Raw genomic sequence first — 18,294 nt, forward strand, 5'->3', positions numbered from 1 at the left:
ATGACCGTTTTGGACGAGACCTCCAGCGAGTTGGAAGAGACCTCCAGCGAGCCGAGTGACGCGCGTGGGCGCGTGGCCGAGCTGCACTCCCTGCGTGAGCAGGCCCGGCGCGGACCCAGTGACCGTGCGACCGAGGCGCAGCACGCCAAGGGCAAGCTGACCGCCCGTGAGCGCATCGCGCTTCTGCTGGACGAGGGTTCGTTCAAGGAGGTCGAGCAGCTGCGCCGGCACCGGGCGACCGGCTTCGGCCTGGAGACCAAGAAGCCGTACACCGACGGTGTCATCACCGGCTGGGGCACGGTCGAGGGCCGTACGGTCTTCGTCTACGCGCACGACTTTAGGATCTTCGGCGGCGCACTGGGCGAGGCCCACGCCACCAAGATCCACAAGATCATGGACATGGCCATCTCGGCCGGTGCGCCGCTTGTCTCGCTGAACGACGGCGCCGGCGCCCGTATCCAGGAGGGCGTCTCCGCGCTCGCCGGCTACGGCGGCATCTTCCAGCGCAACACCCGCGCATCCGGTGTCATCCCGCAGATCAGCGTGATGCTCGGCCCGTGCGCCGGTGGCGCCGCGTACTCTCCCGCGCTCACCGACTTCGTCTTCATGGTCCGCGAGACCTCGCAGATGTTCATCACCGGACCCGACGTCGTCAAGGCCGTCACCGGTGAGGAGATCACCCAGAACGGGCTCGGCGGAGCGGATGTGCACGCCGAGACCTCCGGTGTCGCGCACTTCGCGTACGACGACGAGGAGACCTGCATCGCGGAGGTCCGCTACCTCCTCGCGATGCTCCCCTCCAACAACCGCGAGAACCCGCCCACCGCCCACGCCGAGGACCCCGCCGACCGGCGCTCCGACGTCCTGCTGGACCTCGTCCCGGCCGACGGAAACCGCCCGTACGACATGCACAAGGTCATCGAGGAGCTCGTCGACGACGGCGACTACCTCGAGATCCACGAGCGCTGGGCCCGCAACATCATCTGCGCCCTGGCCCGTCTCAACGGCCAGGTGGTCGGCATCGTCGCCAACCAGCCGCAGTCCCTGGCCGGTGTCCTGGACATCGAAGCCTCCGAGAAGGCCGCACGATTTGTACAGATGTGCGACGCTTTCAATATCCCTATCATCACTCTTCTGGACGTACCCGGCTTCCTGCCCGGCGTCGATCAGGAGCACGGTGGAATCATCCGGCACGGCGCGAAGCTGCTGTACGCGTACTGCAACGCGACGGTGCCGAGGATCTCGCTGATCCTGCGCAAGGCGTACGGCGGTGCCTACATCGTCATGGACTCCCAGTCCATCGGTGCTGACCTCACCTACGCCTGGCCGACCAACGAGATCGCGGTGATGGGCGCCGAAGGTGCCGCCAATGTCATCTTCCGCAGGCAGATCGCCGAGGCCGAGGACCCCGAGGCCATGCGTGTCCGCATGGTCAAGGAGTACAAGGCCGAGCTGATGCATCCCTACTACGCCGCGGAGCGCGGCCTGGTCGACGACGTCATCGACCCGGCCGAGACACGCGAGGTGCTGATCGCCTCTCTCGCGATGCTCCGTACCAAGCACGCAGACCTGCCGTCGCGCAAGCACGGCAACCCCCCGCAGTAACCCTGCGAAGACATTGGAGCCCCGACACCCATGAGCACTCCTGACGAGTCCTCCTCGTTGCTGCGCGTCGAGAAGGGTCACGCCGACCCCGAGGAGCTGGCCGCCATCACCGCGGTCCTGCTCGCCCGCGCCGCCGCCCAGCCCGTCGCCCCGTCCCACCGCGGCCGCTCCGCGGCCGGCTGGCGCCGCCTGGAGCGCCAGTCCGGCTTCCGCACGGCCCACAGCTGGCAGGGCTGACCTCCACGGTCCGACGCCGCTTGAGAGGGCCCCGCACTCCTTCGGGAGGGCGGGGCCCTCTGCTGCGCGCCCGCGCCCCCTCTGCTGCGCGCCCGCGCCCCCTCTTCTGCGCGCCCGCGCCCGGCGCGCCCCGGCGCACCGGCTCCCCGGGGCGCGCCGGTCCCCGGTCGCCGGACGGGCTGAAAGCGTCCCCGCACGAGGAAGCCCTCGCACTCCGTCAGGAGTGCGAGGGCTTCCTCGTAGCTGCGCGCGGACTCGCGGTACCGGCTACCGCAGTCGGGCCATCAGGGCGTGCTCGACCAGGGTGATCAGGGCACTCTTGGCGTCCGCGCGGTGGCGGGCGTCGGTGGTGATGATCGGGGTGTCGGGGCCGATCTGCAGTGCTTCGCGGACCTCTTCGGGGTTGTAGGGCTGGTGCCCGTCGAACCCGTTGAGGGCGATCACGAAGGGCAGGCCGGAGTTCTCGAAGTAGTCGACGGCGGGGAAGCAGTCGGCGAGTCTGCGGGTGTCGACGAGGACGACGGCGCCGATGGCGCCGCGGACGAGGTCGTCCCACATGAACCAGAAGCGGTCCTGACCGGGTGTACCGAAGAGGTACAGGATCAGGTCCTGGTCCAGGGTGATGCGGCCGAAGTCCATGGCCACCGTGGTGGTGGTCTTGTCGCCGGTGTGGGTGAGGTCGTCGATGCCCGCGGAGGCTGACGTCATGACGGCTTCGGTACGCAGCGGGTTGATCTCCGAGACGGCGCCGACGAACGTGGTCTTGCCCACGCCGAAGCCGCCCGCCACCACGATCTTCGCGCTGGTGGTTGAGCGGGCTGCACCGCCGCTAGAGCTTGCGAAGTCCACTGAGCACCCTTTCGAGCAGTGTCACGGCTGGCTGGCCGCCGGCGGACTCGTCGCCGCCGGGCTGGTGAATGGCGACAAGTCCGGCCTCCGCCAGGTCGGCTACGAGGATCCGGGCGACGCCGAGGGGGATGGTGAGAAGTGCCGAGATCTCGGCGACCGACTTGATCTCGATGCACAGCCGGCAGATCCGCTGGTGCTCGGGCAACTGCCCTTGCAGCCGGTTGGGATCGGCCGTGGTGCTGACCAGCGCCTCGATGGCGAGCTGGTAGCGCGGCCGGGTCCGGCCGCCGGTCATGGCGTAGGGGCGCACCAACGGGTTGTGCGTGTTCGCCGGCGCCGACTCCGCGGCCCGCCGCGGCTGAATGCGGGGCTGCCGCTGCTGGTCGTACGGCGACTGCGGCTGCTGATAGGGCTGCTGGGCGCCCTGCCTGCTCGGTGTCGAAGGAAAGTTGAAGCGGTTCTGAGAGTGATCATCCGGGTTCCGGTGAGCACCGTCGTAAGGGCGTCCGCCTGGGGGTGTTGCCACGTTTCCTCCTCCGACTGCCGGTCGCCGGTCCATGTCCCTGTGGATCCGCGCCACCGCACCCTATGGTGCAGTGGCGCAAAACGCACTGTCCGTCTGTTAGTTGAGAAGACTGCCCTGGAGCTCCGCACGCAGGTCCGGAGTCAGCACACTGCCCGCACGGTCCACCAGGAGGGCCATCTCGTAGCCCACCAGACCGATGTCGGCTTCGGGGTGTGCGAGGACCGCCAGCGAGGAGCCGTCGGAGATGGACATGAGGAAGAGGAAGCCCCGCTCCATCTCCACCACTGTCTGGTTGACCGCGCCGCCTTCGAAGATCCTGGACGCTCCCGCGGTCAGCGACGTCAGCCCGGAGGCTACGGCCGCCAGCTGATCGGCGCGGTCACGCGGGAAACCCTCGGACATCGCCAGCAGGAGTCCGTCGGCGGAGACCACCACCGTGTGGGACACCCCAGGGGTGTTGTCCACGAAGTTGGTGATCAACCAGTTCAGATTCTGCGCCGCCTGGCTCATCGGGCTCACACTAACGCTCCTGGTTGTAGGTACTGCCCGGGCCGAAGCCCGATCCGTTCGTGTCCGATCCCGCGCTGCGTCCCTGCTGGACACCGCGTCGCAGGTTGCTCAACCTGCCACGCACGTCCTCAGGGGCGCGGGAGACCTGAGGTCCGCCCTGCGGGGTCTGTTCCGCCGTGCCCTCGACCAGATTGGCCTTGGGCACTCGCCGGGGGAGACCGGACGGGGTGACCCCGCCCGCCTTCGGCTCACGAAGCTTCTCCGCCCGCATCCAGCGGTCGTCGTTCTTCGAGCGCCAGTCCTCGGTGCCGCTGCCGTCGCCCTCGGCCTGTCCGCTCTGCGGCGCGTGTGGGGCCTGCTCGGCGGGCTGCTGCCACTTCTGTTGCGGCTGCGCCGGGGACTGCGGCTGCTGGCTGCTTCCGCGCCTCGGCAGACCGGCGTCGGTCAGCGCGTGACTGCTGCTCGGAGAGGGCCCCGGACGGTCGAAGCCTACGCGTTCCTGGGCGCTCGCGGGAGCGTCGGGGGTAGATTCCGATTCGGTCCGGTACTCCGGCTCGTACGCGCCCTGGTACGTACCTTGTTCCGGCCACTCTGCCTGGTGGGACTGGGTGTCGAACTGGTTGTCGTACTGCGGCTCGGGAGTCTGCGGAGCCTGGTAGCCGACTTCCGCATACTGGGTTTCGTGGTGCCCTTGGTGCCCCTGGGGCTCCTGGTAACCACCGGGGTCCTGGTAGCCGTCGTACGCCTGCTGCTGGTCCCCGGCGTACCCCTGCTGCTGGTCGCCGGCGTACCCCTGTGCGTACTCCTGGCCGTACTCGGAGCCGTACTGCTGCTCCTGCTGGTACGGCTCCTCGTCGCGGTAGAGCGGGCGCTCGCCCTGTGCCTGCGCCTCGAGGGCGGCACGGCGCTCCTCGCGCATCAGCGAGCGGCCCACCGGGTCCAGCTTGGTGGAGTCGTCCGAGGGCTCCTCGTAGCGGGAGTCGTCGAAGCCGAGCTCCGCGGCCGTGCGCATCGGGGCGGCCTGCAGCGGGGCAGGTTCGAACACCTGCTGCTGCTCAGGAATGATCTGGGAGACCGTGAAGTCGTCCTCGGGCAGCGCCTCGCCACCGCCACCGTGGGTGATGGCGTCGGGAAGCATGACCAGCGAGGTGGTGCCCGCCTGCTCGCCCGAGGGGCGCAGCTGCACGCGGACGCCGTGCCGGTCGGCGAGGCGGCCGACCACGAACAGGCCCATGCGCTGCGAGACAGCGGCGTCCACCGTCGGCGGGTTGGCCAGCTTGTGGTTGATGTCCGCGAAGTCCTCGGCGGTGAGGCCGATGCCCTTGTCGTGGATCTCGATCATCACGCGGCCGTCGGGGAGACGGGTCGCGGTGACGCGCACCTTGGTCTGCGGCGAGGAGAACGTGGTGGCGTTCTCCAGCAGCTCGGCCAGCAGGTGCACAAGGTCGGTCACGGCCTGGCCGTGGATTTCCGTCTCCGGTACGCCGGTCAGCTCGATGCGCTCGTAGGACTCCACCTCGGAGGAGGCGGCACGCAACACGTCGACCAGCGGAACCGGCTGGTTCCAGCGGCGGCCCGGCTCCTCGCCGGCGAGGACCAGGAGGTTCTCGCCGTTGCGGCGCATACGGGTCGCCAGGTGGTCCAGCTTGAAGAGGTTCTCCAGCTGGTCCGGGTCGGCCTCGTTGTTCTCCAGGTCGGTGATCAGGGTCAGCTGGCCCTCGATCAGCGACTGGTTGCGGCGCGAGAGGTTGGTGAAGATCGCGTTGACGTTGCCCCGGAGCATGGCCTGCTCGGCGGCGAGCCGGACGGCCTCACGGTGGACCTGGTCGAAGGCGCGGGCGACCTCGCCGATCTCGTCCTGGGTGTCGATCGGGATCGGCTGGACGCGGGTGTCGACGCGGCCCGGCTCCGTACGCGAGAGCTGGTCGACCAGCATCGGCAGACGCTGCTCGGCGATGCCGAAGGCGGCGGTACGCAGCTGGCGCATCGAGCGGCTCATCTGGCGGGCCATGAGACCGGCCAGGATGAACGCCGTGAGCAGCGCGAACACGACGATGGCGCCGATGACGATGGCGTCGGTCTTGGCCTCGTCGGAGATCAGCGCGGCCTCGTCCACCGCCTTGTTGACGAGATCCTTCTCGATCTCGGTGTAGCCCTCGAACTTGGCGGTGGAGGCGCCCATCCACGTCTCGGGCGTGATGTCCTTGGCCTCGAGCGCCTCAGGGTCCTGGCCTGCGCCGATCTGGGCGGCCATCCCGGTGACGATGGAGCCGTCCTGGCCCTGCGGCGGGTTGAGCCCGGCGGCCTCGAGCCGCTTCTTGCCGTCGGCGGCCTTGCCGGCCATGACTTCCCGCAGCCGGTCCTCGTCGGCCTGCGTACCGCCGGAGACGTACTCGCCGATGGCGATCTGCTCGAGGTAGTTGTACGAGTTGAACGCCACCAGCTGCCGGCCGAGGACCCTCTCGTCCTTGCTCGGCCGGACCAGCAGGTGCATACCGATGGAACGCTGGAGCGACGTGGCGGCCTTGGCGAGCTCGACCGCGTAGACCGTACGGCCGTAGCTGGTGATGTTGCCGGTGCCGAGGCCGAGCTCGTTGGAGAACTCCATCAGCGAGTGCTGGACCTTGACGTAGCCCTCTTCGGTGAGAACCGGGTCGAGGGCCTTGGTGTAGGCGCGCTCGCGAAGCTGGGCCAGGCTCGGCTCCTCGCCGCGGAAGAGCTGCAGACGGCGCTCGAGACCCTGCTTCTTGGGCATGTTCTCGACGGCCTCGTCGAACTTCTTCTTGGCCGCGTCGGTGTTGGCGTAGGCCTTGGTGACGACGTCGGCCTTGCGGTCCGCTTCGCTGGTGGCCGTGAGGAGGGCCTGAGCGGTGAGGTCGCGCTCGTTGAGCAGCGCCTGGCCGTACTCCGCGGAGGCGCGCACGACCAGCGCCGTCTGCTCCGCGTCCTGCGCCTCGCTCCAGGTGTCGATGGCGGCCTTGACCTGGAAGCCACCCATCACCAGCCCGACGAGCACGGGTATGAGGAGGATGGCGTTCAGGCGAGTGGGCACTCGCCAGTTGCGCGGGTTCAGCCGGCTGGTGCTGCCGGCGGCCGGGGCCGGACCGGGCGCATCCACAGGCGACGCCGCTGCACGCGGCGGCGGGGTGAAGTTGCCCCGCGCCTGCTGCTCTGCGGAGCTCGTCATGCTTCGCCTCACTCGACCAACAACCTCTCGGCGTCGGCACCAACGTTGTGCCGTGTTTCGTTCAGAGCTCTACTACTCGGGAGTTCGTCGAATTCCAGCACGTGGAAGGGTCCCGTTCCAAACAGTTGGAATCAGTCATTCCGAGTGGCGTATGCCTCAGATAAAACGGGCATAAAGAGCGAGCTCTGCTAAATGGTGTCGGTAATGTAAGCGCAGTGGTACCGGTCGTACGCATCGAGTGTCCGAGACGGATTAATTCTCTGTCGAAACGTTATGAACACGGAGGCGGGCCGTGTCAAAGGACACGGCCCACCCCTGTACAACTACGACAACTGCCGTATGTCGTCGTCTACTTGAGTCGGGCCATCAGGGCGTGCTCGACCAGGGTGATCAGGGCACTCTTGGCGTCCGCGCGGTGGCGGGCGTCGGTGGTGATGATCGGGGTGTCGGGGCCGATCTGCAGTGCTTCGCGGACCTCTTCGGGGTTGTAGGGCTGATGTCCCTCGAACCCGTTGAGGGCGACGACGAAGGGCAGGCCGGAGTTCTCGAAGTAGTCGACGGCGGGGAAGCAGTCGGCGAGTCTGCGGGTGTCGACGAGGACGACGGCGCCGATGGCGCCGCGGACGAGGTCGTCCCACATGAACCAGAAGCGGTCCTGACCGGGTGTACCGAAGAGGTACAGGATCAGGTCCTGGTCCAGGGTGATGCGGCCGAAGTCCATGGCCACCGTGGTGGTGGTCTTGTCGCCGGTGTGGGTGAGGTCGTCGATGCCCGCGGAGGCTGACGTCATGACGGCTTCGGTACGCAGCGGGTTGATCTCCGAGACGGCGCCGACGAACGTGGTCTTGCCCACGCCGAAGCCGCCCGCCACCACGATCTTCGCGCTGGTGGTCGACCGGGCTGCACCGCCGCTAGAGCTGGCGAAGTCCACTGAGCACCCTTTCGAGCAGTGTCACATCCGGCGTGCCGCCGGCCTCTCCGTTGCCCGGCTGGTGGATTGCCACCATCCCCGCCTCCGCCAGGTCGGCCACGAGGATCCGGGCAACCCCCAGCGGCATCGACAACAGCGCCGACACCTCCGCCACCGACTTGACCTCACGGCACAAGTGGCAGATGCGCTGGTGCTCGGGGAGCAACCCCGCGAGGTGGGCCGGGTCGGCCGTGGTGCTGACCAGCGCCTCGATGGCGAGCTGGTAGCGCGGCCGGGTCCGGCCGCCGGTCATGGCGTACGGACGTACCAGCGGCTGATCGCCCTCGAATCCGTACGCGTCGACTGAGGCGCCGTACGGATCGTGAGAGGCGGGTGGCGGGGTCATGAATCCTCCGGGCGTGACAGCAAGTGGTCGGCGTGCCGTCTGACTGGGCCGGTGGGGGGGGCTGTGGTCGGCCTGACGGTGGGCGTTCGTTGGCGTACCTGAGTACGTGGCGCGTACCTCAGTACCTGGGGGGATGGCGGGGTCAGTGCAACAGGCTTCCCTGGAGCTCGGCGCGCAGGTCCGGGGTGAGGACGCTGCCCGCGCGGTCGACCAGGAGAGCCATCTCGTAGCCGACGAGGCCGATGTCGCAGTCGGGGTGCGCGAGCACGGCCAGCGAAGACCCGTCGGAGACGGACATGAGGAAGAGGAAGCCCCGTTCCATTTCGACCACGGTCTGGCTGACCGGACCGCCTTCGAAGATCCTGGACGCCCCCGCGGTCAGGGAGGTCAGTCCGGATGCCACCGCCGCCAGCTGGTCGGCGCGGTCGCGGGGAAATCCTTCGGACATTGCCAGCAGAAGACCATCGGCGGAGACCACTACCGTGTGGGACACCCCAGGGGTGTTGTCCACGAAGTTGGTGATCAACCAGTTCAGATTTTGCGCCGCCTGGCTCATCGGACTCAACTAACGCTCCTGCTGGTGAGTGGGGCCGAGGTTGAAGCTGCCGGTCGTCGAGTTCTGCTGACGACCCTGCTGAATGCCCCGACGGAGATTGGTCAGCCGGCCGCGTACGTCATCGGGAGCACGCGAAACCTGCGGACCGGCCTGGTTGCTCTGCTCCTGCGCGGTACCCGGCACGAGGTTGGCGCGCGGGACCCTGCGGGGCAGACCGGAGGTGGTGACGCCGCCGGCCGCGGGCTTCCTGACCCGCTCGGCCTGACGTACCAACTCGTCATTGGGCGAGGAGCGCCAGGCGGCACTGCTCGCGTTGGGCGCGTTGCCCGGGGTTGCCGGGTTCGGCGCGGGAGAGCGCTGCGGCATGGCCGGAGCGGGACGCTCCGCCGGCTGCTGCGGGACGGCGGGAGCCTGCGGCTGCTCGGCGGGCTGACCGCTCTGCGGGCCGTGGAACCAGTTCGTCTCCAGGGTGTCGTACAGCGGTGTGCGGCCGTCGCCCGGGCCGGCCGGGGGCAGGGCCTCGGGCTGCGGCTGCGGCGGCAGCGCGTTCATGGGGCGGGGCGCGGAGAAGTCCGCCGCGTCCCGGTTGTCGCGCCGACGCGGAGCGGGCGCCGGAGCCGGAGGCTGCGGAGCCCCCATGTCCGGGCGGCCGAACTGCGCGGTCGAGGCAGGGTCCTGGGAGCCGTACACATCAGGGCGTACGAACTGCCCGGTGGAGCCTGCACCGGAACCGCTGCGCGGCGCCGGAGCGTTGAAGTCGGGCCGGGCGAACTGCTCCGTCGCCGCGGGGCCGCGGGAGCCCTCGTGATCATCGTGACCGCGAGGGGAGTCCGCGGACGGACGCTGCTGCGGAGCCGACGGCTGCTCGCTTCCCCAGCTGGTGGTCTGGGGGCGCTGCGGCGCGGGCTCCTCCCGCCGGGGGGCGGGGGAGGAGTTGCCGCCGGGCAGCTCGGGACGCGGGCCACCGGGGGCCGGCAGCTGCCGGCCACGGTCGCCCTGGCCGGGAGCTGCCGGCGCGAAGCCGTTCTGGCGGGCTTCGTTGCGGGCCGGCGCCGACTGCGCGCCACGGCCTGCACCGGAGCCGAAGGCACCGGCGAGTCCGCCGCCCTGACCCCGGCCGCTCTGACCCTGGCCGCCCTGACCCTGACCCTGGCCGCTCTGGCCCTGGCCGGGGCCCTGCGGGCTCTGGGCGTGCTGGCCCTGTCCCTGGCGCGGAGGATTGTTGTCACGGCCCGGCAGCGCGGCACGCGGAGCCGCGCCCGCACCGACCTGACCACGCGGCGCACCGGCGCCGAGCCGGCTGCCGGAGGAGGTGGAGCCGGGTGCACCGCCGAGACCGGGACGGCCGCCGCCGGGCGCGGAGGCAGAGCCGGCCGGACGGCCGCCGAGACCCGCGGGGGCACCGGACGCCGAAGGAACGCCGCCCTGGCCGCCGGCGCCGGGCTTGGCCGGGACCTTCTTGCCGCCGTTGGCCACATCGACGGGGAGCATGACCAGCGCGGTCGTGCCACCGGAGTCGGAGGGGCGCAGCTGGATACGGATGCCGTGCCGCAGGGACAGGCGGCCGACCACGAACAGACCCATGCGGCGCGAGACCGAGACGTCCACGGTGGGCGGCGAGGCGAGCCGCTCGTTGATCGCGGCGAGGTCCTCGGGGGAGAGGCCGATGCCGGTGTCGTGGATCTCGACGAGCACACGGCCGTCGGGGAGGGCGTGACCGGTGACCTTCACCTTGGTCTGCGGCGAGGAGAAGGAGGTCGCGTTCTCGAGCAGCTCGGCGAGGAGGTGCACAAGGTCGTTGACGACGCGGCCGGCAACCTCGGTCGTGGGGACCGAGGAGAGTTCGATGCGCTCGTACTGCTCCACCTCGGAGGCGGCGGCACGGAGCACGTCGACCAGCGGGACCGGCCGGGTCCACCGGCGGCCCGGCTCCTCGCCCGCGAGGACGAGGAGGTTTTCGCCGTTCCGGCGCATACGGGTCGCGAGGTGGTCCAGCTTGAAGAGGGAGGACAGCTGGTCCGGGTCGGCCTCGCGGGACTCCAGCTCGGAGATGAGCGAGAGCTGACGCTGGATGAGGCCCTGGCTGCGGCGCGAGAGGTTGGTGAACATCGCGTTGACGTTGCCTCGCAGCAGCGCCTGCTCGGCGGCGAGGCGGACCGCCTCGCGGTGCACGTCGTCGAAGGCCGCGGCCACCTGGCCGATCTCGTCCCTCGAGTGCACACCGACGGACTCCACCGAGGTGTCGACGTCCTGCGGGTCGGCCTCGGAGAGCTGCTTGACGAGCTCGGGCAGACGGTCCTGGGCGACCTTGGTGGCGGTGTCCTGCAGCCTGCGCAGCGAGCGGATCATGGACCGGGCCACGACGAAGGCGCCGACGAGCGAGACGCCGAGGACGACCAGGATCAGGGCACCGTTGATGAGCGCTACGCGCTGCGACTGCTCGCGCAGCTCACGGGCCTTGCTCTCCATCTCGCCGAGCAGCGTGGCCTCGATGGTCTTCATGGCGTTGATCCGGACCGAGTAGTCGTCGGTCCAGTCCAGGTGCGAGCGCTTGTTCTGCGCCAGCTGGTCGGCGAGCCCGTCCTTGTTGTCCAGCACGCGCTTGGCGTACAGCTCGGACGCGGTGATCGTGGGGTTGCCGTTGTCCAGCGGGTCGGTCAGCTCCTCGGCGTTGCCGCCGGAGGACTCGTAGATCGACTTGAAGGCCTTGAGCTCGGTGTCGCCGTTCTCCATGGCGGCCTTGCCGTAGAGGCGGTCGTTCTCGCTGAGGCCCGGGGCCTTGGCGTCGGCACCGCCCGGCAGCGCCGCGGCGATGATCGCGCGCTGGATGGACGCGTACTCCTTGGCGGAGGAGAAGGCCGCCAGGGCGCGCGTGCGCTTGATCATCTCCGGGTTGGAGGTCGCCTGGGCCATGTCCTGGGAGAGGCTCAGCAGCGATTCGATCAGCCGGCTGTAGCCCTCCACCGTCATGGAGTCCGGGACGTCCTTGTCGTACGCCGTGGACCGGATCTTGTTGAGCTGGTTCACCTGGACGGCGATCTGGTTCGCGTTGGCGCGGATGCTCTCCAGCGCCTCGTCCTCGCCCGTGTTCTCGATGTCACGGGTGGCGTCGAGGAAGGACTTCCTGATCCGGTCGGTCGCCGCGCGGGGGCCCGCGACCTTGAAGTCGGTGGCACTCGTGCCGTTGGACAGCGGACCCGCCGACAGGTCGCGCTCCGCCTGGAGCGCCTGCGCCAGCTCGGTCGCTTCCTTGGTCATGTTGGTCAGCAGCTGCATGTGATCCAGCTGCTTCATGTCGTCCATGGACTCGTTGATACGGAGTCCACCCAGCGTGGTCGCGGCAACGACCGGCAGGGTCAGCAGCGAGACGAGTCGCGTGCTGATGCGCCAGTTGCGCAGGGCTATTCGTGAGCCTGTATCCGTGGGTCCCTTCGGCTTCAGCGGAACCTTGGGTTCCTTGCCTCCGGGTGCCGCTGCACCGGGGCGCGCGGCACGGTCACCGCTGTCGCCGGGCGCTGCCGGTCCCTGGTTCTGGGTGTGCTGGGGCGAGGAGCCGCGGTCGGTCCCGCCGCGCGGCTCCTGTTCCGCCGCAGCGCTGCCATCCCTCTTGAAACGTCCCTGCACTAGCGTCGCAACCTCTGGACCAGGCGTCCCTCCGCTTGTACGGCGGGACGGTGTCGGCGTCGTGGGGCGAAGAACGCGCCCCATGGTGGTCGTTGAGTGACCGGCGCTGCTCCCCCTTCCCCGCCGCCACTCGGCGCTGCGTTGCGCCCTTGCGCGCCGGCCTGAAAACCGCGGCGGATGCGTGGAATTCCAGCACAGTGCCGGATCTCCAACAAGGGCCGCGTACCGGGCTGTGACCTGGGTGACGCGGTGTGATCGTTGCGTCACAAGACGTAGAAAGAGTTAGTGGAGGAAAGGGACTTTTGCTTACGAGTCACTTAGGGGTGGGGGGTGTCCCAGTCGCGATGATCAGGAGCGGAATGAGGCATTCAGTAGTGCAATGTCCGTTTCTGTGGCGGTGATCCACAGTCTGAATTGCCGGAATTGACCGTCAACTCGTGAGGAAACTCACATGTAGATCGCTGTCTCTTCCGGGCTTTGCCGGGGAATTGGATGTTTAACCTGACGCTTTACAGGGATGGGAAATCCGTCAACCGGCGCTCACCGAAGTGCCCGTACCCCGACAAGGTCTGAAACAACAGATGAAGACGACGACGATGTTCCGCAACATAGCCAACCCCCGGCGCACCACGCTGGCGCACCTCGAGGACGCCGACGAACTGCAGACGCCGGAGCAGCCGGAGCACAGCCTCGATCTTCCCGCCCAGACGGCCAACCCCCGGCGCACGATCCTGATGGACGCCCCGGCGCAGTAGGCGGCCATACGCGAGGCGGGCGCTGCCTGCCGCGTTAGCCTGGAGCGTCAGACTCCAGTCAGCGTAAGCAGTAGTAGAGGGGCACCCGCATCCCGTGCGCATCGCCAGGTTCTCCATCGACGGCAATGTCGCCTTCGGCGCGGTCGAGGGCGAAGGCCCCGACAGCCTCGTACTCGACATCATCAAGGGCATCCCGTTCGCGGACTTCGAGCTCTCGGGCACCAAGGTTCCGCTGAGCAAGGTCCGGCTGCTGCCGCCCGTGCTTCCCAACAAGGTCGTGGCCTTCGGCCGCAACTATGCGGAGCACGCGGCGGAGCTCGGCCACGAGGTGCCCGATGCGCCGTTCGCGTTCTTCAAGCCGTCCACCTCGGTGGTCGGCCCCGGCGACCCGATCGCGTACCCCTCCTTCTCCCAGGAGCTGCACCACGAGGCCGAACTGGCCGTGGTCATCGGCCGGATGTGCCGCGAGGTCCCGCGCGAGCGTGTGAAGGACGTCATCCTCGGCTACACCTGCGCCAATGACGTCACCGCGCGCGACGTCCAGCGGCGCGAGAAGCAGTGGGCGCGGGCCAAGGGCTTCGACAGCTCCTGCCCGCTCGGCCCGTGGGTGGAGACCGACCTCGACCCGAGCGACCTGGCCATCCAGTGCACGGTCAACGGCGAACAACGCCAGCTCGGCCGTACGAGCCAGATGATCCACTCCATCGAGGATCTGATCGTCAACATCTCCGAGGCCATGACCCTGCTCCCGGGCGACGTCATCCTCACGGGCACCCCGGCCGGGGTCGGCCCTCTCAACGTCGGCGACGAGGTCGCCGTCACCATTCATGGCATCGGCACTCTCACCAACAAGGTGATCAAGCGTGGCTAACGCGAACGTCCGCGTACGTTTCTGTCCCTCGCCGACCGGCAACCCCCATGTGGGTCTGGTCCGCACCGCCCTGTTCAACTGGGCCTTCGCCCGGCACAACGGCGGCACCATGGTCTTCCGCATCGAGGACACCGACGCGGCCCGCGACTCCGAGGAGTCGTACAACCAGCTGCTCGACTCGTTGCGCTGGCTGGGCCTGGACTGGGACGAGGGCCCCGAGGCCGGCGGCCCGCACGCCCCCTACCGCCAGTCGCAGCGGATGGACCTCTACCGGGACGTCGCCGAAAAGCTGCTGGCCGGCGGGTATGCGTACCACTGCTACTGCACCCCGCTCGAGCTCGAGGCCCGCCGCGACGCCGCCCGTGCCGCCGGCAAGCCCTCCGGCTACGACGGCAAGTGCCGCGAGCTGAGCGCCGAGCAGAAGGCGGCGTACGGGGCCGACGGCCGCACCGCCATCGTCCGCTTCCGGATGCCCGACGAGCCGATCACCTTCACGGACCTGGTCCGCGGCGAGCTCACCTTCACCGCGGACAACGTCCCGGACTACGGCATCGTCCGCGCCAACGGCGCCCCGCTCTACACGCTCGTCAACCCGGTCGACGACGCGCTGATGGAGATCACCCACGTCCTGCGCGGCGAGGACCTGCTCTCCTCCACCCCGCGCCAGATCGCGCTCTACAAGGCGCTGATCGAGCTGGGCATCGCCAAGGACACCCCGGCCTTCGGCCACCTTCCGTACGTCATGGGCGAGGGCAACAAGAAGCTCTCCAAGCGCGACCCGGAGGCGTCCCTCAACGTCTACCGCGAGCGCGGCTTCCTCCCTGAGGGGCTGCTGAACTACCTCTCGCTGCTCGGCTGGTCCTTCTCCGCCGACCAGGACGTGTTCTCGGTCGCCGAGCTGATCGAGAAGTTCGACATCGCGGACGTCAACGCCAACCCGGCCCGCTTCGACCTGAAGAAGGCCGAGGCGATCAACGCCGACCACATCCGCCGCCTCGATGTGAAGGCGTTCACCGAGGCGTGCGGCCCCTGGCTGCGGGCCCCGCACGCGAACTGGCCCGCGGAGAACTTCGACCAGGCGGCCTGGGAGGCGATCGCCCCGTACGCCCAGACCCGCCTGACCGTCCTCTCGGACATCACGGCCAACGTCGACTTCCTCTTCCTGGACACCCCCGTCGAGGACGAGGCGTCCTGGACCAAGGCGATGAAGGAGGGCTCGGACGCGCTGCTCCGCACGGCCCGCGAGAAGCTGGCGGACGCGGACTGGACGAGCCCGGAATCCCTGAAGAACGCGGTCCTGGCGGCCGGCGAGGAGCACGGCCTGAAGCTCGGCAAGGCCCAGGCCCCGGTCCGCGTGGCGGTCACCGGCCGCACGGTGGGCCTGCCGCTCTTCGAGTCCATGGAGATCCTTGGCCGGGAGCGCGCGCTTTCCCGCATTGACGCGGCACTGGCGAAACTGACGGCCTAGGCTCGGATCATGGCCATCCGCGCGGTCCTCTGGGACATCGACGACACGATCTTCGACTACACCAGCGCCGACCGTTCCGGTATGCAACAGCATCTGCAGAACGAGGGCCTGCCCGACGGATACGACTCCGTGGGGCAGGCCCTCGCTGCGTGGCGGGAGATCACCGAGGTGCAGTGGGCCCGGTTCGCCGGTGGGGAGACCGACTTTCAGGGGCAGCGCCGCGACCGCGTCCGTATGTTCCTCGGGATTCCGCTGAGCGACGCCGAGGCGGACGCCTGGTTCGAATGCCACGTCACCCACTACGAAGCCGCCTGGTCCCTCTTCCCGGATGCCGTGCCCGTCCTGGACCTGCTCGCGGACGACTACCGTCACGCCGTCCTGTCGAACTCCAGCATCCACAACCAGGACCGCAAGCTGCGCGTCCTCGGCGTACGGGACCGATTCGAGGCGGTCGTGTGCGCCGTCGAACTGGGGCTCTCCAAACCGGACCCCGGCGCCTTCCTCGCCGCCTGCGCCGCCCTCTCGCTGGCCCCGCACGAGGTCGTGTATGTAGGGGATCATCCCGACATCGACGCCCAGGGCGCCGATGCCGCGGGACTGGCCGGTGTCTGGCTGGACCGTGGTGGCGTCGGCGGGCGCCCTGAGCTCACGCGAATCACCGGCCTGGACCAGCTCCCTGGCCTGCTGCGCAGCGATACCCGTTTTGGAGCGCCGGACACCTTCGGGTAATGTTCTTCCTGCGCCGCCCGGAAGGGCCGAAAGGTTCGGCCGGGAAGCGCAAGCCAAACAAAACCCCCTTCAGGGGGTTGAGTTTTGGTGGGCTATGGTGTAATTGGCAGCACGACGGTTTCTGGTTCCGTTAGTCTAGGTTCGAGTCCTGGTAGCCCAGCGCAGATCGACAGATCTCATCTGTAACAAGCCCCCGTTGTGTAGCGGCCTAGCACGCTGCCCTCTCAAGGCAGTAGCGCCGGTTCGAATCCGGTCGGGGGTACAGATCCTTCCCGCGTGATCATCAGGGTCGCACCCGATGAGTACGATGCAGGATCGCTAGGGCCCCCGTTGTGTAGCGGCCTAGCACGCCGCCCTCTCAAGGCGGTAGCGCCGGTTCGAATCCGGTCGGGGGTACTGGTCTATACCATGGGCTATGGTGTAATTGGCAACACGACGGTTTCTGGTTCCGTTGTTCTAGGTTCGAGTCCTGGTAGCCCAGCGCGGTCGAGCAATCGACCAGCAACAAGCAGGCCCCCGTTGTGTAGCGGCCTAGCACGCCGCCCTCTCAAGGCGGTAGCGCCGGTTCGAATCCGGTCGGGGGTACGCACCGAGGAGGCCCTCCGCGAACAGCGGAGGGCCTCCTCGCGTTCTGTGCCTTCCTCCCGCGGCCACCTCGGCGGGATACTCCGCGCATGGACGCTGTCGGCGCGGAACTACTCATACGCACGGCGGAGTTACGCATCACCCGCATCCGGCGGCCACCCGGCCTGAGGATCGAGGGCGTCGTGGACGTCCGCACCCATCGCCATCTGCGTACCGCGCTCGACGTACTCGAAGCCGCCGGGGGAGACGTCCGACTCGATCTCTCCGGGCTGGAGTTCCTCGATCTCGGCGGACTGCGCATGCTGATCGGCTTCGCCCGTACGCGGGATGAGGGCCACCATGTGGAACTCACCGGCCTCGCCCCGCATCTGCGGAATGTGATCGCACTCGTCGGCTGGGACGAGACGCCCGGTCTTCGGCTGGGAGCCCGCCGTGCCAACTGACCGCGCGCACAACAGCACTGGCTTCGTGCACCAGGCCTGCCTGTACGAGGACGACGACGAATTCCTGGCGATGGCGGTGCCGTTCGCCGAGGAGGGACTGGACGCGGGCCAGCCGGTCCTGGCCGCGACGACCCCCGCCAACATCCAGCTCCTCAGGGACGCACTCGGGGAGCGGGCGCAGGCCCTCAACACCGCCGACACCGCCTACTTCGGCCGCCGCCCGGTGGAACGGATCTCCGCCTTCCTGCGCTACGCGGAGCGCGGCCGCGCGGCTGGACGGCCCCCGGCGCCGGTGCGCATGATCGCCGAGCCTCTGTGGGCGGGGAAATGCGCACGGCAGACGTCCGAGTGGAAGCGGATCGAGTCCGGGCTCAATGTGCTGCTCGCGCACACCGAGGCCCGGCTGATCTGTCCGTACGACACCCGGACCGTGCCCGCCCATGTCGTGGAGGCGGTCTGGGCCACCCACCCCGGACACGTCGTGGGGGACCTGGTGCTGCCCTGCGGGACGTACACGGACCCGGAATCCTATGCCGCGACCGCTCCCGCTGCCGCCCGCGAACGCCGCGCTCCTCGCGCCGCCGGCGGGCATGGCTGCGGTCCGGCACTTCGCGCGTCTGCGGGCCGAGACGGCGGGCCTGGGCAACGAGCGGGTGGCACTGGCCGAGACCCTCGCCGGCGAGGCGGTGACCTGGCTGCTGGCGCGCGGGGCGGCCGATGCGGAGATACGGGTCTGGGAGGAGCCCGGCGCGGTGGTCTGGGACCTGCTGGGCCTGGGACGGGAGCAGGCTCTGCCGGGGCCCTTCGCGGGCTTCGCACCGCCGGGGCCGGAGCCGTCCGCGGACGATGCGCTGTGGCTGCTGCGGACGCTGTCGGAGTTCCTGGACGTCCGCGTCGAGCCTGGAGGCGGGCTGCGTCTGCGCGCGGTATGCGCGGGGCCGCGGGTGCTCACCTGTGGGTGAGGCCGCGAGCCGGGGCTCTGCCCCGGGTTCCACTGCCGGGGTCCCGCTCCCCGAACCCCCGGATTTCGTCC

16 protein-coding genes, 5 tRNA genes and 1 pseudogene are annotated in these 18,294 nt (G+C 69.1%); 14 read left to right on the plus strand and 8 right to left on the minus strand.

The window, feature by feature from the left end; all coding sequences use genetic code 11:
• Complete coding sequence (locus OG883_RS06665; RefSeq protein ID WP_266536294.1) at positions 1–1,605, plus strand: acyl-CoA carboxylase subunit beta; 1,605 nt, start codon at positions 1–3, stop codon at positions 1,603–1,605.
• 30 nt (positions 1,606–1,635) lie between these two features.
• Positions 1,636–1,842, plus strand: coding sequence for an acyl-CoA carboxylase subunit epsilon (locus OG883_RS06670; RefSeq protein WP_266536297.1), 207 nt, complete (start codon positions 1,636–1,638; stop codon positions 1,840–1,842).
• Positions 1,843–2,109: 267 nt separating this feature from the next.
• Here the strand turns inward: OG883_RS06670 and OG883_RS06675 are convergent, their stop codons facing one another.
• From OG883_RS06675 to OG883_RS06710, 8 genes are all read right to left on the minus strand, one after another.
• Positions 2,110–2,691, minus strand: coding sequence for an ATP/GTP-binding protein (locus tag OG883_RS06675; protein WP_050791473.1), 582 nt, complete (start codon positions 2,689–2,691; stop codon positions 2,110–2,112).
• A complete protein-coding gene (locus tag OG883_RS06680) occupies positions 2,672–3,217 on the minus strand; it encodes a DUF742 domain-containing protein (protein ID WP_266536299.1) in 546 nt (181 codons plus the stop codon). Before OG883_RS06680 ends, OG883_RS06675 begins: the two co-directional genes overlap by 20 nt.
• A 96-nt stretch (positions 3,218–3,313) precedes the next feature.
• Positions 3,314–3,727 carry a roadblock/LC7 domain-containing protein gene (locus OG883_RS06685; RefSeq protein WP_037649449.1) on the minus strand — a complete coding sequence of 138 codons (414 nt, stop codon included), beginning with the start codon at positions 3,725–3,727 and terminating at the stop codon, positions 3,314–3,316.
• Positions 3,728–3,737: 10 nt separating this feature from the next.
• The gene (locus OG883_RS06690; RefSeq protein ID WP_266536301.1) at positions 3,738–6,914 is read right to left on the minus strand and encodes a nitrate- and nitrite sensing domain-containing protein; all 3,177 of its coding nucleotides are present in this window, start codon (positions 6,912–6,914) and stop codon (positions 3,738–3,740) included.
• A gap of 349 nt (positions 6,915–7,263) precedes the next feature.
• Positions 7,264–7,845 (minus strand): ATP/GTP-binding protein, encoded by a 582-nt coding sequence (locus tag OG883_RS06695; RefSeq protein WP_266488710.1) that lies wholly within the window; start codon positions 7,843–7,845, stop codon positions 7,264–7,266.
• Positions 7,826–8,230 (minus strand): DUF742 domain-containing protein, encoded by a 405-nt coding sequence (locus OG883_RS06700; protein ID WP_266536304.1) that lies wholly within the window; start codon positions 8,228–8,230, stop codon positions 7,826–7,828. The genes OG883_RS06695 and OG883_RS06700 overlap by 20 nt, the downstream gene beginning before the upstream one ends.
• Before the next feature lie 142 nt (positions 8,231–8,372).
• Complete coding sequence (locus OG883_RS06705) at positions 8,373–8,786, minus strand: roadblock/LC7 domain-containing protein (protein WP_005311457.1); 414 nt, start codon at positions 8,784–8,786, stop codon at positions 8,373–8,375.
• 9 nt (positions 8,787–8,795) lie between these two features.
• Positions 8,796–12,410: a nitrate- and nitrite sensing domain-containing protein gene (locus tag OG883_RS06710; protein WP_266536307.1), complete on the minus strand. Its 3,615-nt coding sequence runs from the start codon at positions 12,408–12,410 to the stop codon at positions 8,796–8,798.
• Between the two features lie 581 nt (positions 12,411–12,991).
• On the opposite strand from OG883_RS06710, the gene OG883_RS06715 reads away from it, so the two are divergent.
• The 12 genes and pseudogenes from OG883_RS06715 to OG883_RS06765 all read left to right on the plus strand — a co-directional run bounded on the left by OG883_RS06715 (position 12,992) and on the right by OG883_RS06765 (position 18,223).
• Positions 12,992–13,165 (plus strand): hypothetical protein, encoded by a 174-nt coding sequence (locus tag OG883_RS06715; RefSeq protein WP_266536310.1) that lies wholly within the window; start codon positions 12,992–12,994, stop codon positions 13,163–13,165.
• A 94-nt stretch (positions 13,166–13,259) separates the two neighbouring features.
• Positions 13,260–14,036, plus strand: a complete 777-nt coding sequence (locus tag OG883_RS06720; protein WP_266536313.1) for a fumarylacetoacetate hydrolase family protein — start codon at positions 13,260–13,262, stop codon at positions 14,034–14,036.
• Positions 14,029–15,504: a glutamate--tRNA ligase gene (gltX, locus tag OG883_RS06725; protein WP_266536315.1), complete on the plus strand. Its 1,476-nt coding sequence runs from the start codon at positions 14,029–14,031 to the stop codon at positions 15,502–15,504. Before OG883_RS06720 ends, gltX begins: the two co-directional genes overlap by 8 nt.
• A 9-nt stretch (positions 15,505–15,513) precedes the next feature.
• On the plus strand, positions 15,514–16,233 hold the full coding sequence (locus OG883_RS06730) for an HAD family hydrolase (protein ID WP_266536318.1): 720 nt from the start codon (positions 15,514–15,516) through the stop codon (positions 16,231–16,233).
• Between the two features lie 88 nt (positions 16,234–16,321).
• Positions 16,322–16,393 (plus strand) — tRNA-Gln (locus OG883_RS06735).
• A gap of 29 nt (positions 16,394–16,422) precedes the next feature.
• Positions 16,423–16,495: transfer RNA gene (locus tag OG883_RS06740), tRNA-Glu, on the plus strand.
• Between the two features lie 61 nt (positions 16,496–16,556).
• Positions 16,557–16,629 (plus strand) — tRNA-Glu (locus OG883_RS06745).
• Positions 16,630–16,642: 13 nt separating this feature from the next.
• A tRNA-Gln gene (locus tag OG883_RS06750) sits at positions 16,643–16,714 on the plus strand.
• A gap of 31 nt (positions 16,715–16,745) precedes the next feature.
• Positions 16,746–16,818 (plus strand) — tRNA-Glu (locus tag OG883_RS06755).
• A gap of 89 nt (positions 16,819–16,907) precedes the next feature.
• Positions 16,908–17,261: an STAS domain-containing protein gene (locus OG883_RS06760; RefSeq protein WP_266536321.1), complete on the plus strand. Its 354-nt coding sequence runs from the start codon at positions 16,908–16,910 to the stop codon at positions 17,259–17,261.
• Positions 17,262–17,286: 25 nt separating this feature from the next.
• A pseudogene (locus OG883_RS46985) lies at positions 17,287–17,721 on the plus strand (MEDS domain-containing protein); the annotation flags it as partial.
• 70 nt (positions 17,722–17,791) lie between these two features.
• The gene (locus OG883_RS06765; protein WP_266536323.1) at positions 17,792–18,223 is read left to right on the plus strand and encodes a hypothetical protein; all 432 of its coding nucleotides are present in this window, start codon (positions 17,792–17,794) and stop codon (positions 18,221–18,223) included.
• Positions 18,224–18,294: the final 71 nt, after the last annotated feature.

It is taken from the genome of Streptomyces sp. NBC_01142, assembly GCF_026341125.1.
Classification (GTDB): Bacteria; Actinomycetota; Actinomycetes; order Streptomycetales; family Streptomycetaceae; genus Streptomyces.

Excerpts from the sequence above, each read along its gene's own strand:
- OG883_RS06705 (WP_005311457.1), bottom strand. The coding sequence starts at position 8,786 with ATGAGCCAGGCGGCGCAAAATCTGAACTGGTTGATCACCAACTTCGTG.
- OG883_RS06670 (WP_266536297.1), top strand. The coding sequence starts at position 1,636 with ATGAGCACTCCTGACGAGTCCTCCTCGTTGCTGCGCGTCGAGAAGGGT.
- OG883_RS06700 (WP_266536304.1), bottom strand. The coding sequence starts at position 8,230 with ATGACCCCGCCACCCGCCTCTCACGATCCGTACGGCGCCTCAGTCGAC.
- OG883_RS06685 (WP_037649449.1), bottom strand. The coding sequence starts at position 3,727 with ATGAGCCAGGCGGCGCAGAATCTGAACTGGTTGATCACCAACTTCGTG.
- OG883_RS06715 (WP_266536310.1), top strand. The coding sequence starts at position 12,992 with ATGAAGACGACGACGATGTTCCGCAACATAGCCAACCCCCGGCGCACC.
- OG883_RS06730 (WP_266536318.1), top strand. The coding sequence starts at position 15,514 with ATGGCCATCCGCGCGGTCCTCTGGGACATCGACGACACGATCTTCGAC.
- OG883_RS06760 (WP_266536321.1), top strand. The coding sequence starts at position 16,908 with ATGGACGCTGTCGGCGCGGAACTACTCATACGCACGGCGGAGTTACGC.
- OG883_RS06765 (WP_266536323.1), top strand. The coding sequence starts at position 17,792 with ATGCCGCGACCGCTCCCGCTGCCGCCCGCGAACGCCGCGCTCCTCGCG.
- OG883_RS06665 (WP_266536294.1), top strand. The coding sequence starts at position 1 with ATGACCGTTTTGGACGAGACCTCCAGCGAGTTGGAAGAGACCTCCAGC.
- OG883_RS06690 (WP_266536301.1), bottom strand. The coding sequence starts at position 6,914 with ATGACGAGCTCCGCAGAGCAGCAGGCGCGGGGCAACTTCACCCCGCCG.